Annotated in this window: 17 protein-coding genes; all 17 read left to right on the top strand. The window is 69.0% G+C overall.

Features of this window, described 5'->3' with window-relative positions:
- The first annotated feature begins 12 nt into the window (after positions 1-12).
- The 17 genes from ASE01_RS20330 (at position 13) to secF (ending at position 14,196) form a co-directional block, all read left to right on the top strand.
- Entirely contained in the window at positions 13-744 is a 732-nt protein-coding gene (locus ASE01_RS20330) for a TetR/AcrR family transcriptional regulator (RefSeq protein WP_056756757.1), read from the top strand.
- 41 nt (positions 745-785) lie between these two features.
- Positions 786-1,289, top strand: coding sequence for an HIT family protein (locus tag ASE01_RS20325; protein ID WP_056757050.1), 504 nt, complete (start codon positions 786-788; stop codon positions 1,287-1,289).
- 10 nt (positions 1,290-1,299) lie between these two features.
- The gene (pgsA, locus tag ASE01_RS20320; protein WP_056756756.1) at positions 1,300-1,971 is read left to right on the top strand and encodes a phosphatidylinositol phosphate synthase; all 672 of its coding nucleotides are present in this window, start codon (positions 1,300-1,302) and stop codon (positions 1,969-1,971) included.
- A gap of 31 nt (positions 1,972-2,002) precedes the next feature.
- On the top strand, positions 2,003-2,896 hold the full coding sequence (gene pdxS, locus ASE01_RS20315; protein ID WP_056756753.1) for a pyridoxal 5'-phosphate synthase lyase subunit PdxS: 894 nt from the start codon (positions 2,003-2,005) through the stop codon (positions 2,894-2,896).
- A gap of 279 nt (positions 2,897-3,175) precedes the next feature.
- Entirely contained in the window at positions 3,176-3,685 is a 510-nt protein-coding gene (locus ASE01_RS20310) for an alternate-type signal peptide domain-containing protein (protein WP_056756751.1), read from the top strand.
- Between the two features lie 65 nt (positions 3,686-3,750).
- The gene (locus tag ASE01_RS20305; RefSeq protein WP_235536117.1) at positions 3,751-4,452 is read left to right on the top strand and encodes a signal peptidase I; all 702 of its coding nucleotides are present in this window, start codon (positions 3,751-3,753) and stop codon (positions 4,450-4,452) included.
- Positions 4,453-4,504: 52 nt separating this feature from the next.
- Positions 4,505-5,170, top strand: coding sequence for an LPXTG cell wall anchor domain-containing protein (locus tag ASE01_RS20300; protein WP_056756740.1), 666 nt, complete (start codon positions 4,505-4,507; stop codon positions 5,168-5,170).
- Positions 5,163-5,744: a SipW-dependent-type signal peptide-containing protein gene (locus ASE01_RS20295; RefSeq protein ID WP_157537627.1), complete on the top strand. Its 582-nt coding sequence runs from the start codon at positions 5,163-5,165 to the stop codon at positions 5,742-5,744. Before ASE01_RS20300 ends, ASE01_RS20295 begins: the two co-directional genes overlap by 8 nt.
- Positions 5,744-6,745 carry a signal peptidase I gene (locus tag ASE01_RS20290; protein ID WP_056756735.1) on the top strand — a complete coding sequence of 334 codons (1,002 nt, stop codon included), beginning with the start codon at positions 5,744-5,746 and terminating at the stop codon, positions 6,743-6,745. The genes ASE01_RS20295 and ASE01_RS20290 overlap by 1 nt, the downstream gene beginning before the upstream one ends.
- Before the next feature lie 105 nt (positions 6,746-6,850).
- The gene (pdxT, locus tag ASE01_RS20285; RefSeq protein WP_157537626.1) at positions 6,851-7,426 is read left to right on the top strand and encodes a pyridoxal 5'-phosphate synthase glutaminase subunit PdxT; all 576 of its coding nucleotides are present in this window, start codon (positions 6,851-6,853) and stop codon (positions 7,424-7,426) included.
- A gap of 62 nt (positions 7,427-7,488) precedes the next feature.
- Complete coding sequence (locus ASE01_RS20280; RefSeq protein WP_056756732.1) at positions 7,489-8,256, top strand: YebC/PmpR family DNA-binding transcriptional regulator; 768 nt, start codon at positions 7,489-7,491, stop codon at positions 8,254-8,256.
- 123 nt (positions 8,257-8,379) lie between these two features.
- The gene (gene ruvC / locus ASE01_RS20275) at positions 8,380-8,931 is read left to right on the top strand and encodes a crossover junction endodeoxyribonuclease RuvC (protein ID WP_200958930.1); all 552 of its coding nucleotides are present in this window, start codon (positions 8,380-8,382) and stop codon (positions 8,929-8,931) included.
- Positions 8,928-9,527 (top strand): Holliday junction branch migration protein RuvA, encoded by a 600-nt coding sequence (ruvA, locus tag ASE01_RS20270; protein ID WP_056756726.1) that lies wholly within the window; start codon positions 8,928-8,930, stop codon positions 9,525-9,527. Before ruvC ends, ruvA begins: the two co-directional genes overlap by 4 nt.
- A 5-nt stretch (positions 9,528-9,532) precedes the next feature.
- A complete protein-coding gene (gene ruvB, locus ASE01_RS20265) occupies positions 9,533-10,612 on the top strand; it encodes a Holliday junction branch migration DNA helicase RuvB (RefSeq protein WP_056756723.1) in 1,080 nt (359 codons plus the stop codon).
- A gap of 125 nt (positions 10,613-10,737) precedes the next feature.
- Positions 10,738-11,088: a preprotein translocase subunit YajC gene (gene yajC / locus ASE01_RS24115; protein WP_157537624.1), complete on the top strand. Its 351-nt coding sequence runs from the start codon at positions 10,738-10,740 to the stop codon at positions 11,086-11,088.
- Position 11,089: 1 nt separating this feature from the next.
- On the top strand, positions 11,090-12,922 hold the full coding sequence (gene secD / locus ASE01_RS20255) for a protein translocase subunit SecD (RefSeq protein ID WP_056756721.1): 1,833 nt from the start codon (positions 11,090-11,092) through the stop codon (positions 12,920-12,922).
- The gene (gene secF / locus ASE01_RS20250; protein ID WP_056756719.1) at positions 12,922-14,196 is read left to right on the top strand and encodes a protein translocase subunit SecF; all 1,275 of its coding nucleotides are present in this window, start codon (positions 12,922-12,924) and stop codon (positions 14,194-14,196) included. The genes secD and secF overlap by 1 nt, the downstream gene beginning before the upstream one ends.
- Position 14,197 lies beyond the last annotated feature (1 nt).

Below are 14,197 nucleotides of genomic sequence, written 5' to 3'. Positions count from 1 at the left end.
GAGGGTTTGCCAATGAGCGCTGAGGGCAGCGGGGAGGAGCCCCTCGACGGTCGCCGCCGACGCTGGCAGGAGCACAACCAGGTCCGCCGGCAGGTCATCATCGACGCCGCGATCGCGGTGCTCGAGCGCCAGGCTCCCGGCGACGAGTTCCAGGTCCAGGACGTCGCGGACGAGGCGAGCATGAGCCGCACCGTGATCTACCGCCACTTCGAGGACCGCGCCGACCTCGACCGCGCCGTGCAGCGCCAGATCTGCGAGACGGTCGGCGGCGCGCTGCTGCCGGCGCTGTCCTTCGACGGCACCCCGGACGAGATCGTCCACAGCATCGTGGGCAGCTTCGTGCGGTGGTCGGAGTCCCACCCCTCGCTCTACTGGTTCGCCGAGCGCGACCTGTCCGGGTGGGGGCCGAGCCCGCTCGGCGAGGCCGTCGAGCAGGTGGCCGAGGGCATCGAGGGCATCATGACCGTCGTTGTCGACGCGCTCGCGGCCGACCTGTCCGAGGACGACCGTGCGGGCCTTGACCCGTGGGTCTTCGGGCTGATCGGCGCCGTGTTCGCCGCGGTGCGGCGCTGGCTCGGGCGTGCGGACCGGGCCCCGTCGACCGAGGCGTTCATCGGGATCCTCTCCGACTCGATCTGGATGCAGATCAACGGCATGGCGCTCAGTCGGGGCCTCAACCTCCCGGACCTCCCGATCGTTGAGCTGCTCCAGGCGCTCACCACGTCCGAGGAGGGCCCGGAGTGAGCGACCCCGACGGCCTGGAGCGTCTCTGGACGCCGCACCGGATGTCCTACGTGCGTGGCGAGGAGACCGCCGACGACCCGCCGGCCCACGCAGCCCCGCGCCCGGCCTGCCCGTTCTGCCGGATCACCCGGGAGGCGGTGACGTCCAGTGACGACGACCTGGTCGTCGTACGAGGGGAGACGGCGTACGTCGTCCTCAACCTCTACCCCTACAACCCCGGCCACCTGATGGTGCTGCCCTACCGCCACGTCGCGGACTACACCGATCTCGACGACGACGAGACCCTCGAGGTGACGGCGCTGACGAAGTCGGCGTTGCGCGCCATCCGACAGGTCTCGCAGCCGCACGCCTTCAACGTCGGGCTCAACCTCGGGGGAGCCGCGGGCGGTTCCCTGTCCGGCCACCTGCACCAGCACGTCGTCCCGCGCTGGTCCGGCGACTCGAACTTCATGACCGTGATCGGGGGCACCAAGACGCTCCCGCAGCTGCTGGGCGACACCCGTGACCTGCTCGCCGAGGCGTGGCCCGGGGCTCGCGTCCAGTAGGTTCTTGGCCGTGTTGGAGCGCTTCAAGGAGTTCTGGGGTGGCACGGTGCTGCACCCCTTCGTTCGGTTGTTCATCAGGTTGGGCATCAGCCCGGACACGGTGACGCTCGTCGGCACCATCGGGGTCAGCGCCGGAGCGCTGGTCTTCTTCCCGCAGGGCGAGCTGCTGATCGGCGTGCTCGTCATCACCGCCTTCGTGTTCAGCGACATCATCGACGGCCGGATGGCCCGGGAGATGGGTCGCACCTCGAAATTCGGCGCGTTCTGGGACTCCACGCTCGACCGCGTCGGCGACGGTGCGATCTTCGGCGGCCTCGCGCTCTACTTCGCCGGCACCGGCAAGGACCAGGGCGACAGCTACCTCTACCTCTGCGTCACCCTGTGGTGCCTGGTGATGGGGTCGATCACCTCCTACGCCCGCGCGCGCGCGGAGTCCCTGGGCATGGATGCCAAGGGTGGCATCGCCGAGCGGTCCGACCGGCTCGTGTCGATCCTGGTGATGACCGGCCTCGCGGCGATCTTCGACCTGCCGATCCTGATGTACCTCACCCTCTGGACACTTGCCGTGGCCAGCACCTACACGGTCATCTTCCGGGTCCTGAAGGTGCGACGACAGGCGCTCGCGCTGGACGCGCAGGGCGGGCCGGACGCCGCCGGGGCCAGCCCGGACACCCCCTCCTGAACACTGTTCGGGAGGTCGTAGGATCGACCCCATGAGCGAGCAGCAGGAACAGGGCACCACCCGGGTCAAGCGCGGCATGGCGGAGATGCTCAAGGGCGGCGTCATCATGGACGTCGTCAATGCCGAGCAGGCCAAGATCGCCGAGGACGCCGGCGCTGTGGCCGTCATGGCCCTCGAGCGGGTCCCGGCCGACATCCGCGCCCAGGGCGGGGTCTCGCGGATGAGCGATCCCGACATGATCGACGGGATCATCGCCGCGGTCTCGATCCCGGTGATGGCCAAGGCCCGGATCGGGCACTTCGCCGAGGCGCAGGTCCTGCAGTCCCTCGGGGTGGACTACATCGACGAGTCCGAGGTGCTGACCCCGGCCGACTACGCCAACCACATCGACAAGTGGGCCTTCACGGTCCCGTTCGTGTGCGGTGCGACCAACCTGGGTGAGGCGCTGCGCCGGATCACCGAGGGTGCGGCCATGATCCGCTCCAAGGGCGAGGCCGGCACCGGTGACGTGTCCAACGCGGTCACCCACATGCGCACCATCCGGGGCGAGCTGCGCCGGCTCACGGTGCTGTCCGACGACGAGCTGTACGTCGCCGCCAAGGAGCTGCAGGCGCCGTACGACCTGGTCAAGGAGGTCGCTCGGGCGGGCAAGCTGCCGGTGGTGATGTTCACCGCGGGTGGCATCGCGACCCCGGCGGACGCGGCGATGATGATGCAGCTCGGCGCCGAGGGCGTGTTCGTGGGTTCGGGCATCTTCAAGTCGGGCAACCCGGCGCAGCGGGCTGAGGCGATCGTGAAGGCGACGACGTTCTTCGACGACCCTGACGTGGTGGCGAAGGTCTCGCGGGGTCTGGGCGAGGCGATGGTCGGCATCAACGTCGAGGACATCGCACAGCCGCACCGCCTCTCCGAGCGCGGTTGGTGACGACTCCCGGACACTCCACCGGGAGCTGATCTCGGACCATCGGATGCGATGGACGGACGGGCAACCATCGGATCCGATGGTTGCCCGTCGCCGTTTCTGGTGGGCCGGGACAATTTCCCGAGAACTCCGGGACGAATGTCCCTATTCGCCGGACGCCTCATGACGTGTCGTGTTCCCCTTCGTTGTGGGTCGTGAGGCGTGTGTGCCTCGTGATCAACACACCGAGGAATCACTGATCCGGACCCGGGGACAACGGGGCATGGGGACATGGAGACAACAATGAAGAAGACCACGAAGGGCGCGCTGGCCGCCGGTTCGGCCGCCGTTCTGCTCATGGGTGGCGCGAGCACCCTTGCTTTCTGGAGCGACACCGGCAACGCCGACGCGGGCACCATCACCGCCGGCAGCTTCGAGCTCGGCGACGTCATCTGCGACGACGACTGGACCGAGGGCGCCGATGTCATCACCCTGCTCGTCCCCGGTGACACGATCACCAAGACCTGCACCGGCACGCTGACGATCACCGGCGAGCACGTGGGCGCGACCGTTTCGCTCACCCCGACTTCTGTCGCTGCCGCTGAGGCCGCCTTCGGCGGCGAGATCGACATCACCGCGACGCTGACCGCCCCGACCGCCGGCGCGATCGACGAGCCCGGCGCGCACGCCGTGACCGTCGAGATCGAGGTCGACTTCCCGTACGGTCCCGCGACCAACGGCTCGCAGAACGACACCGCGGCGCTCGACACTCTTGCGCTCGAGGCCGTCCAGGTTCACGACACCACTCCGTGACCCTCTGAGGCTGCCGTGGGTCTGACTGAGTGATGCGCCGATTCGGGGGATGGCTCGGTCAGGTGGTGGCCTGGCTCGTGATCTTGGGTGTGGTGGGTGTGCTGGCCGCCGCGGTCGTCGTACCGCGGTTGGCCGGCGCAACCCCCTACACCGTCCTCACCGGCTCGATGCGTCCGTCGTACCCCCCGGGCACGTTGGTCGTCGTCAAGCCAGTGAAGACGAACGAGATCAAGGTAGGTGACGTGGTCACCTACCAGATCGAGTCGGGCAAGCCGACAGTCGTCACTCACCGAGTCACCGAAGTCGCTGTAGGGCTGGACGGCAAGACCGTCTTCAGCACGAAGGGCGACGACAACGGCTCAGTGGACAGGGATCCGGTTCAACCGGTGCAGATCCAGGGCAAGCTCTGGTACTCGATTCCCTATCTCGGCTATGTCAACAAGGCGATCACAGGTTCTCAACGGCAGACAGCAGTCCTGGTGGTTTCAGCAGGACTGATCGGATACGCAGTGTTCATGCTCGTCGGAGCATTCCGGGATCGCCGACGCAAGCGGACAGCCGCTGTGCTGGCCGAGACCGGCGACACCCAACAGGACGACGCGAAGGGAGCGGCAGATGACCACATCACGTCACCTGTCATCCGGACGGGTCGTGCAGATGCTCGACGTACCGCAGCCCTGGCTGCCGGCGCCGGCCTCGCCATCGCTCTCGCCTTCGGCTTGATCAGGGCCCGCCGCGGCCGATCGAATGATCGCGCCGCACACTGAACCACCAGCTCGACAGCAAAGTGATCCATCCGTCTCAACCGAAAGAGTTCTCGTGATCCGTCGCCTCGCGTCGCTCGTGGCCTCAGCCGTCCTGGCTGTCGGCGTCGCAGCCGCGCCCGCGCACGCCGATGGTGAGATCGGGCTGAGCAACGACGGCACGACCTGGGGCGACCAGCTCGCCACTCCACTGTTCGACCCGAGCTTCATCTGGGTCCCGGGCGACGTGGAGGAGCGTTCCTTCTTCGTGCGCAACGACGGCCCGTCCGCGGCCGAACTCACCGTCGACGTGGTCGCGGCCGACCCGGACACCCTGCTCGCCGACGACGACTTCTTGGTGGAGGCGCGCCTCGGCAACGGGGCATGGGTCAACATCGAGGACGGCACGACCAGCCTGCGCTCGACGTCGCTCGACGTCGCGGAGGGCGTGAGCACGACCGTGACCCTTCGGGGCACCTTCCGCCCGGAATCCACCCGAGAGAACGGCATCATCCCGTTGCGCGCCACGATCACTCTCAGTGAGGACGGCGACGTCGGTGGCGTCGACGACGGCGACGGAGACGGAGACGGCAATGTCGGTGGCGTGGACAACGGAGGCCTCCCGGACACCGGCTCTCCGGTCGACATGATCCTGGTCTGGCTGGCCGCCGGCCTGATCGGTGGCGGGCTGGCGCTCGTCCGTACTCGCCGCCGCGAGAGCGAGGAGGTGGCCCGTGCCTAGTCACCGCGCACCTCGTGGCAGCTGGTTCGGCAGAGGCCGTACTCGCGCACTCCTGTCCGCCGGCCTCCTGGTCGGCATGGGCGCGGTTGCCACATCCGCCTACTGGACGACCGAAGACACGTTCTCGGGAGGACCGATCAATGCCGGCGCGATCCATCTCGACCTCGCCAACAACGTCCGGGTCAAGCCCGAGACCTACGGCTGGGGAGGACTCGCCCTCAGCAACCTCGCGCCCGGTGACACCAGGGCGGCTGTGCTGCCGGTGACCAACAACAGCCGCGGTGCGGTGACGTTCTCCTACCGGATCCAGGCATCTGCCACCGGAACCCTCGGCGGCGCCCTTCAGGTCACGGTGCGCCGCGGTGGAGGTGTCACCGGGACGACCTGCACCGGTGGGACGCTCGTGGGTGGAGCGAACGCGTCGCTCAACGGGTTCGACCAGCCGGCAGGCGCCAGCCTCGCGCCCACCCAGGCCCATGACATCTGCGTCCAGGTGACGCGTCCGGCGGGTGTGCTTCCAGCCAGTTCGACGTCGAACATCACCTTCACCTTCCCAGCCAGTCAGGTGCCGTGATGACCAAGACCTTGCGCTTCGGGCGCGAAGCAGTCCTCTGGACCGGGGGAGTCCTCGGCTCGCTGTGTCTGCTCTCCCTTCTCGCGGGCTGGCTGTTCAACGTGACGCCACTCGTCTTTGCCTCCGGGTCGATGAGCCCCAGCTATGAGGCCGGTGCGCTCGGCGTGGCCCGTGAGGTGCCCGCCGCTGACCTCCGCGTCGGTGACGTCGTCAGCGTCGTCAACGCCGAGGGCAACCGCGTCACCCACCGCATCGTGGAGATCGCTCCGGGCGGGGACAGTGCGGTACTGACGCTCCAGGGCGACACCAACAAGGTGCCCGACGACCAGGCTTACGCCGTGACCTCCGTCGACCGGGTGGCCTTCGGCGTGCCCTACGCCGGCTACGCACTCAACGCGGCTGCCAGCCCATTCGGGCTGCTCGCCGGCGGACTCCTCGTTCTCAGCGCTCTGTGGCTGGGCTACGGACGTCGCGACGACGACGACGCGGCCGGCTCGGCCCGCGCGCGGGTGCTGGTGCCGACTGGCGTCGCCGGCGTCGTTCTCACCGGGACGCTGCTGGGCGCCACTGGGCAGGCGCCATGGGCCTTCACCTCGGCGTTCTGGACGGACACGGCCACCGCGACGACGACGGCCAGCACTCCCGCGCCTCCTGCCGTGATCTGGACGGGGCCGGTCAACTGTGCGCAGGCCACACCCAACATCAACATCAGTTGGATCAACACCAATGCCAGCTACGAGTACTTCTGGCAGGTCCAGGAGATCAACGGAACCCCGACAGTCGGCGAACCGAACCAGCCGTCTGGTACCACCGGTGCGGCTGTGGCGCAGGGCGGCACGGTGTCGGTCAGCATTGCTCCAGGCGGAAGCGGCAACCGCACGTGGCAGGTCGCTGTCTACGCTCAGCTCGAGGGCCAGGCGGCGACTCGAACCCTGCCTGTGATCCGCGCGATCTGGAGGATTCAACCGGGCGGAAACAGGATGAGTTGCACGGCTCCGTAGTTGTGATGTCCAGGCACGTTGGTCAGCATCCTGCGACGAAACGGTTCGATCTCGTCGTCCGACCGGGCGAACATTGTCGGGCACGCTCGTCTAGGATCGCCAGCCGTGCCAGCCATCGGAGTCTTCGCCCTCCAGGGCGATGTCCGGGAACACCTGCAGACCCTGACCGCCCTCGGCGCGGACGCGTTCGCCGTACGGCGACCGTCCGAGCTCGAGCGCTGTGACGGCCTTGTGCTGCCGGGCGGTGAGTCGACGACGATGGCCAAGCTGGCCCGCACCTTCGAGCTGCTCGAGCCGTTGCGGGAACGGATCGCGGGAGGCATGCCCACCTTCGGGACGTGTGCGGGGATGATCCTGTTGGCCGACCGGATCGAGGGCGGCACCGCCGACCAGGAGACCATCGGCGGGCTGGACGTGACGGTGCGGCGCAACGCGTTCGGCCGCCAGGTCGACTCGTTCGAGGGGGACCTGGACTTCGCCGGGTTGGCCGACCCGGTGCATGCCGTGTTCATCCGCGCACCGTGGGTCGAGCAGACCGGCCCGAAGGTCGAGGTGCTGGCCGTGGCGCAGGGTCACCCGGTCGCCGTACGGCAGGGACACCTGCTCGCGACGTCCTTCCATCCGGAGGTCGACGGGGACGGTCGGGTGCACCGCGTCTTCCTCGACCTGGTCTCCGGATAGGGTTGCAGGGCTGTTCCGGCAGCAGAAGCACGCAGTCGTCGAGGTAGACAGGGACGGGACACATGTCAGGCCACTCCAAGTGGGCGACCACCAAGCACAAGAAGGCCGCGATCGACGCCAAGCGCGGCAAGCTCTTCGCGAAGATGATCAAGAACATCGAGATCGCCGCGAAGATGGGCGGCCCCGACGTCTCGGGCAACCCGACCCTGTTCGACGCCATCCAGAAGGCGAAGAAGCAGTCGGTCCCCAACAAGAACATCGACTCCGCGGTCAAGCGCGGCGGTGGGCTCGAGGGTGGCGGCGTCGACTACGAGACGATCATGTACGAGGTCTACGGGCCCCAGGGCGTGGCGTTGCTCGTCGAGTGCCTCACCGACAACCGCAACCGTGCCGCGATGGAGGTCCGCACCGCCGTCACCCGCAACGGCGGCACGATGGCCGACCCCGGCTCGGTCTCGCGCCTGTTCACGCGCAAGGGCGTCGTCGTGGTGGCCAAGCAGCAGGACGGCAAGGAGATCTCCGAGGACGACGTCCTCGAGGCCACCCTCGATGCTGGTGCCGAGGACGTCGCCGATCACGGTGACTCCTTCGAGGTGCAGTCCGAGGCGACCGACGTCGTCGCGGTCCGCTCCGCGCTCCAGGAGGCCGGCATCGACTACGAGTCCGCCGACGTCCTGTTCGTCGCGTCGATGGACATCCCCGTCGCCGAGCCCGAGGCCGCCGGCAAGGTCTTCCGCCTCGTCGACGTCCTGGACGACCTGGACGACGTGCAGAACGTCTTCTCCAACGCCGACATATCCGATGAGGTCCTCGAGCAGATCGAGGACTGATCGCGCACCGTCGGGGGTCCGTCGACCGGTCGGTCACGGGCGTGTCGCCGTACGACGGCACGGGCCGATCGTCTACCTTGGGTCCGAACACATGTTCGGACGGAAGGTGACGACGTGCGCGTGCTGGGGATCGATCCCGGGCTGACCCGCTGCGGTCTCGGAGTGGTCGAGGGGTCCATCGGGCGCCCGCTGCAGCTGATCGACGTCAGTGTCATCCGCACGTCCGCGCAGCTCGACGTCCCGCAGCGGCTGGTGAGCATCGAGAAGGGCATCGAGGCCCGTCTCGACGAGTACCAGCCCGACGCGGTCGCGATCGAGCGGATCTTCGCCCGCTCCGACGTCAGCACGATCATGGGCACCGCTCAGGCGGCGGGCATCGCGATGGTCTGTGCCGCGCGCCGCGGACTGCCGGTCGCGCTGCACACCCCGAGCGAGGTCAAGGCCGCCGTGTCCGGCAACGGTCGCGCCGACAAGGCCCAGGTCGGGGCGATGGTCACCCGGATCCTTCGTCTCGACGCCATGCCGAAGCCGGCCGATGCCGCCGACGCCCTCGCCCTGGCCATCACCCACATCTGGCGGGGAGGCTCGCAGGCCCGCATCGACGCCGCCCTGGCGGCTGCCCGCCCGACCCGCACCCGCCCCACCGCTGCCCGGCAGCCCGGAGGAGTCCGATGATCGCGTTCGTCCGCGGCAACGTCGCAGCCCTGACCGTGTCCAGCGCGGTGGTCGAGGTCGGTGGCATCGGCCTCGAGCTGATGTGCACGCCCGGCACCCTCGCCCAGCTGCGCACCGGCCACCAGGCCACGTTGCCCACGAGCATGATCGTGCGCGAGGACTCGATGACCCTCTACGGCTTCGCCGACGACGAGGAGAAGGTCATCTTCGAGCTCGTCCAGACGGCCTCGGGCGTCGGGCCGAAGGTCGCCCAGGCGATCGTTGCAGTGCTCTCGCCCGACGGCGTGAGGACCGCGATCGCGACCGATGACGTCAAGACCCTCACCAAGGTGCCCGGCATCGGCCAGAAGGGTGCGCAGCGCATCATCCTGGAGCTCAAGGACCGCATCGGTGCGCCGACCGGTGTCGCCCACGCGAGTACGACGACCGGTGCCGCCCCGTGGCGCGACCAGGTGCACCAGGGACTGGTCGGACTCGGCTACAACCCCCGCGACGCCGAGAAGGCGGTCGACGCCGTCGCCGACCAGGCGAGCGGCACGTCTCCTGACGTCGGTGCGCTGCTGCGCGCGGCCCTGAGCTCGCTCTCGAAGGCCTGATCGCCGTGCCCTTCCACGAGGACGAGCTCGAGGAGGCCGAGGAGGTCCACCTGCGCTCGCTCACGGCCGCCGAGGCCGAGGGGGACGAGCGAGCCGTCGAGGCGGCGCTGCGCCCCCGCAGCCTCGACGAGGTCGTGGGCCAGGCGCGCGTGCGCGACCAGCTGGGTCTCGTGCTGGAGGCGGCCAGGCAGCGGGGGAGGGCCCCCGACCACGTGCTGCTCTCCGGTCCTCCGGGCCTGGGCAAGACCACCCTCGCGATGATCATCGCCCACGAGATGTCCGCGCCCCTGCGCATCACCAGTGGCCCGGCCATCACCCATGCCGGCGACCTCGCCGCCATCCTCTCCGGCCTCAACGAGGGCGAGATCCTGTTCATCGACGAGATCCACCGGATGTCGCGACCGGCCGAGGAGATGCTCTACCTCGCGATGGAGGACTTCCGGGTCGACGTGATCATCGGCAAGGGACCGGGAGCGACCGCGATCCCGCTGGAGATCCCGCCCTTCACACTCGTCGGCGCCACCACCCGCGCAGGCCTGCTCCCGGGACCGTTGCGGGACCGGTTCGGCTTCACCGCCCACCTCGAGTTCTACGAGCCCGCCGAGCTCGACCTCATCGTGCGGCGCTCCTCCGGTCTGCTCGGTGTCGAGGTGACCCGGGACGGCTCCTCCGAGATCGCCGGTCGCTCGCGGGGCACACCCCGCATCGCCAACCGGCTGCTGCGCCGGGTCCGCGACTACGCCCAGGTGCGCGCGGACGGCACCGTCGACCGTGCGGTCGCCCGGGCAGCCCTCGACCTGTACGAGGTCGACGAGCTCGGCCTCGACCGGCTCGACCGCGGTGTGCTCGACGTGCTCTGCCGCCGGTTCGGCGGGGGACCGGTCGGTGTCTCGACCCTGGCGGTCGCCGTCGGTGAGGAACGCGAGACCGTCGAGGAGGTCGCCGAGCCCTTCCTGGTCCGCAACGGCTTCCTCGCGCGCACCCCGCGCGGCCGGGTCGCCACGCCGGCAGCCTGGGCGCACCTGGGGCTCGCTGCCCCGTCGTACCCTGCTGACGGAGCGGGTCCCACCCTCTTCGAGGACTGAGCCCCGCACGTCGGATCAGGCGGCGATCCACTGCCGACTGGTGTCCGTGGCTACACTTTCCCGTCGGCGCGCCCACACCCTTGTCGGGCGGCGCTTTTCCCCTGCCCCGCTGGAGAGGTTTGTCTGTGGAAGGCGTTGTTTCCCTGCTGCCGATTGTGGCGATCGCTGCCATCTTCTGGTTCCTGATCATCCGACCGGCCTCGCGTCAGCGCAAGCAGGTGGCCGAGCTCCAGTCGCAGCTCTCCGTCGGCGACGACGTGATGCTGACCTCGGGCATCTTCGGCACGATCGTCGGCAGTTCGGACGAGACCCTCGAGCTCGAGATCGCCGCCGGCGTCATCATCGAGGTGGTCCGCGGTGCGGTCTCCTCGGTCCGCCGCGAGGTCGGCTCCGACACTGCTGAGGCAGCCGAGGAGTCCCACGGCGTCGACGCCGAGGTTCCTGCCGAATCCACCTCCCACGAAGAGGAGCGCTGACATGGCGGCTCGTCGACCGAGCCCAGGGCGCAACCTGGTCATCTTCTTCCTCGCGATGGCCGTGCTCTACGGCCTCACCGCGTTGTCCCAGGCCTCGCCCGACGAGGGTGAGACCGCCTGGAAGCCCGCACTGGGACTCGACCTCCAGGGCGGCACCCGGATCACGCTGACGACCGAGGAGGCCCCGAGCAGCGAGAATCTCGAGGAGGCCCGCCGGATCATCGACCAGCGGGTCAACGGCTCCGGTGTCGCCGAGGCTGCCGTCACCACCCAGGGCGGCAACAACATCGTCGTCGAGGTCCCCGGCAAGGGCGGCGACCGCGACCAGCTCGAGGAGACCGTCAAGCGGCAGGCGCAGTTGCGCTTCCGCCTCGTCGCCTGCTCTGACGCCACCCCGGGCCCGTGTGCCTCGGCCGGCGGTGGACTGCCGGGCGAGCTGAGCGGCCTCGGCCGTGCGCCCCTGGACCTCTCCGCTGCGGCGGACGAGGAGCCGACGGACGGCGCCAGCGATGCAGCCAGCGACACGGCGACGGACGCTCCGGCGACCGACGCGCCCGTCACCGAGGTGCCCACCGACGGTGCCAGTGAGCCCGCCGAGGGCGAGCCGGGCACGCCCACCGAGGCCGACCCCGCCGGCAACGGCGAGAAGTGGACCGTCGAGGACGACATCGCCTGGTCCCGCCAGCCCGACCAGGCCTCCATCGCGGAGTTCGCGAAGTACACCTGCGACCCGAAGGGCCAGCTGCTCAACGCCGAGGACGGCAAGCTCGCCGAGATCGAGGACGACCCCGACAAGTCGCTCGTCGCCTGCCTGCTGCCCGACAAGGAGCAGCCGACGATGAAGTTCCTGCTCAGCCGCTCGGTCATCGAGGGCACCGAGCTCGACGACGCGTCCGCCGGAACGCCGCAGAACGGCGTCGGCTGGGAGGTCGGCATCGAGATGGGCAACGACAAGGACCGCGCCCGTCCCAAGGGTTCCCCGGGTGCCGCTGACGACTTCGAGAAGGTGTCCCGCGCGTTCCGAGGCACCGAGGAGCAGTTCGCCGTCGTCCTGGACGGCGTCGTGCTCACCTACCCCCGCATGACCGCGGTGATCACCGACGGCCGCTCGAGCATCTCGGGCAACTTCACCGAGCAGAGCTCGCTCGACCTCGCCAACAGCCTGAAGTTCGGCGCGCTGCCGATCGCCTTCGACGACGAGCAGACCTCGGTCGAGGAGATCGGGCCCTCCCTCGCGGGCAACCAGCTCAAGGCGGGGCTCACTGCCCTCGTCGTGGGGCTCGCACTGGTCATGCTCTACTGCCTCATCTACTACCGGGGCCTCGGCCTGGTGGTGGTCAGCTCGCTCTTCGTGGCAGCCTCGATCACCTACGCGATGGTGCTCCTGCTGAGCGAGACGGCCGGCTTCACGCTGACCCTGCCCGGCATCGCAGGACTGATCATCGCCGTCGGTGTCACCGCCGACTCGTTCATCATCTTCTTCGAACGCATCCGTGACGAGATGCGCGAGGGCAAGTCGATGCGGGTCGCGGTCGAGACGGGCTGGGCCCGAGCACGGGTCACCCGCGTCGCGGCCAACACCGTGCAGCTGCTGTCGGCCTTCATCCTCTACGTGTTCGCCACGGGCGCGGTGAAGGGCTTCGGCTTCGCGCTGGGGCTGACCACACTGATCGACCTCGCAGTGCTGTTCTGGTTCACCAAGCCCATGGTGTCGTGGCTCGGACACTTCAAGTTCTTCAACTCCGGGCACCGCATGTCCGGTCTCAGCAAGGAGACGCTGGGCACCGACGCACCCCCGCCCGCGCGCTCTGCGATCGCCGGAGGTAACGCCTGATGGGCAAGATGTCGCGACTCGGCAACGAGCTGTACCAGGGGCGCAAGTCCATCGACTTCGTCGGCAAGCCGTGGACCTGGTACGCCGCCTCCCTGCTTCTGGTGGGCGTCGCGGTGGCCGTGCTGTTCCTCAAGCCCCTGAACATGGGCGTGGAGTTCACCGGCGGTACGACGCTCTCTGTGCCGGTCGGCGCGGGCCAGGCCACGCAGGACAACGCCGACACCCTCAGGGAAGAGGTCGCGGACGCCGGCATCGAGAACGCCGAGAACCCGAGCGTCACCACTGAGGGTGACGCCTCGCTGACCCTGCAGGTGGAGAACCTCAGTGCGGAGCAGCGTGCGGACGTCTCCGCGGTGGTCTACGAGGTGTTCCCGCAGATCGACGAGGGCGACCTCTCGATCCAGGACATCGGTCCCAGCTGGGGAGCCGAGGTCGCGAAGAAGGCGCTCATCGGCATCGGCATCTTCCTGGTCGCGGTGGTGCTCTTCATCTGGGCCTACTTCCGCGAGTGGCGCATGTCCGTCGCCGCGATCCTCGCTCTCTTCCACGACATCATCCTGACCGTCGGTGTCTACTCGCTCTCCGGCTTCCAGGTGACGCCTGCCGCCGTGACCGGACTGCTCGCGATCCTGGGCTTCTCGCTGTACGACACGGTGGTCGTCTTCGACAAGGTGAAGGAGAACACCACCACCCTGCGCAAGAGCACCCAGTCGTACGCCGATGCAGCCAACCTGGCCGTGAACCAGACGCTGGTGCGCTCCATCAACACCGCGATCGTGGCCCTGATCCCGCTCGGCGTGATCCTCTACGTCACGTCCGTCCAGCTGGGCGCGAGCTCCATGCAGGACCTTGCCCTCGCGCAGTTCGTCGGCATGGGCGTCGGCGTCTACTCCTCGGTGGTGCTCGCCCCGCGGATCCTGGTGCACATCAAGTCGCGCGAGACCGAGGTGCAGCTCCAGGCCCGGCGGGCCAAGGCGAAGCAGCGGGCGCTCGCTGACCGCTACGCCGCGGTGCCCTCGACCGTCCGTGAGGGCACGCCCGCCACGGGCGCGACCGGTGGCGTGGACCTCGCAGAGCCGGACGAGCTGGCTGAGGGCGACGAGGACGAGCGCCCTGCGCGCGGCTCGGGTGTCCCGCTCGGGAAGAGCTCGAAGGGCGAGGCGATCGGACGCGGACGAGTGGTCCCGCAGAGCAGCCGGCCGTTGTCCGACCGTGGCAGCTCCGGACGCCAGCAGCCGGAGCGCAAGACCCGCTCCAAGCGCGGCAAGAAGTAGC

Source organism: Nocardioides sp. Root190 (genome assembly GCF_001428565.1).
Lineage (GTDB): Bacteria > Actinomycetota > Actinomycetes > Propionibacteriales > Nocardioidaceae > Nocardioides.
This window is presented reverse-complemented; position numbering and strand designations above follow the sequence as displayed.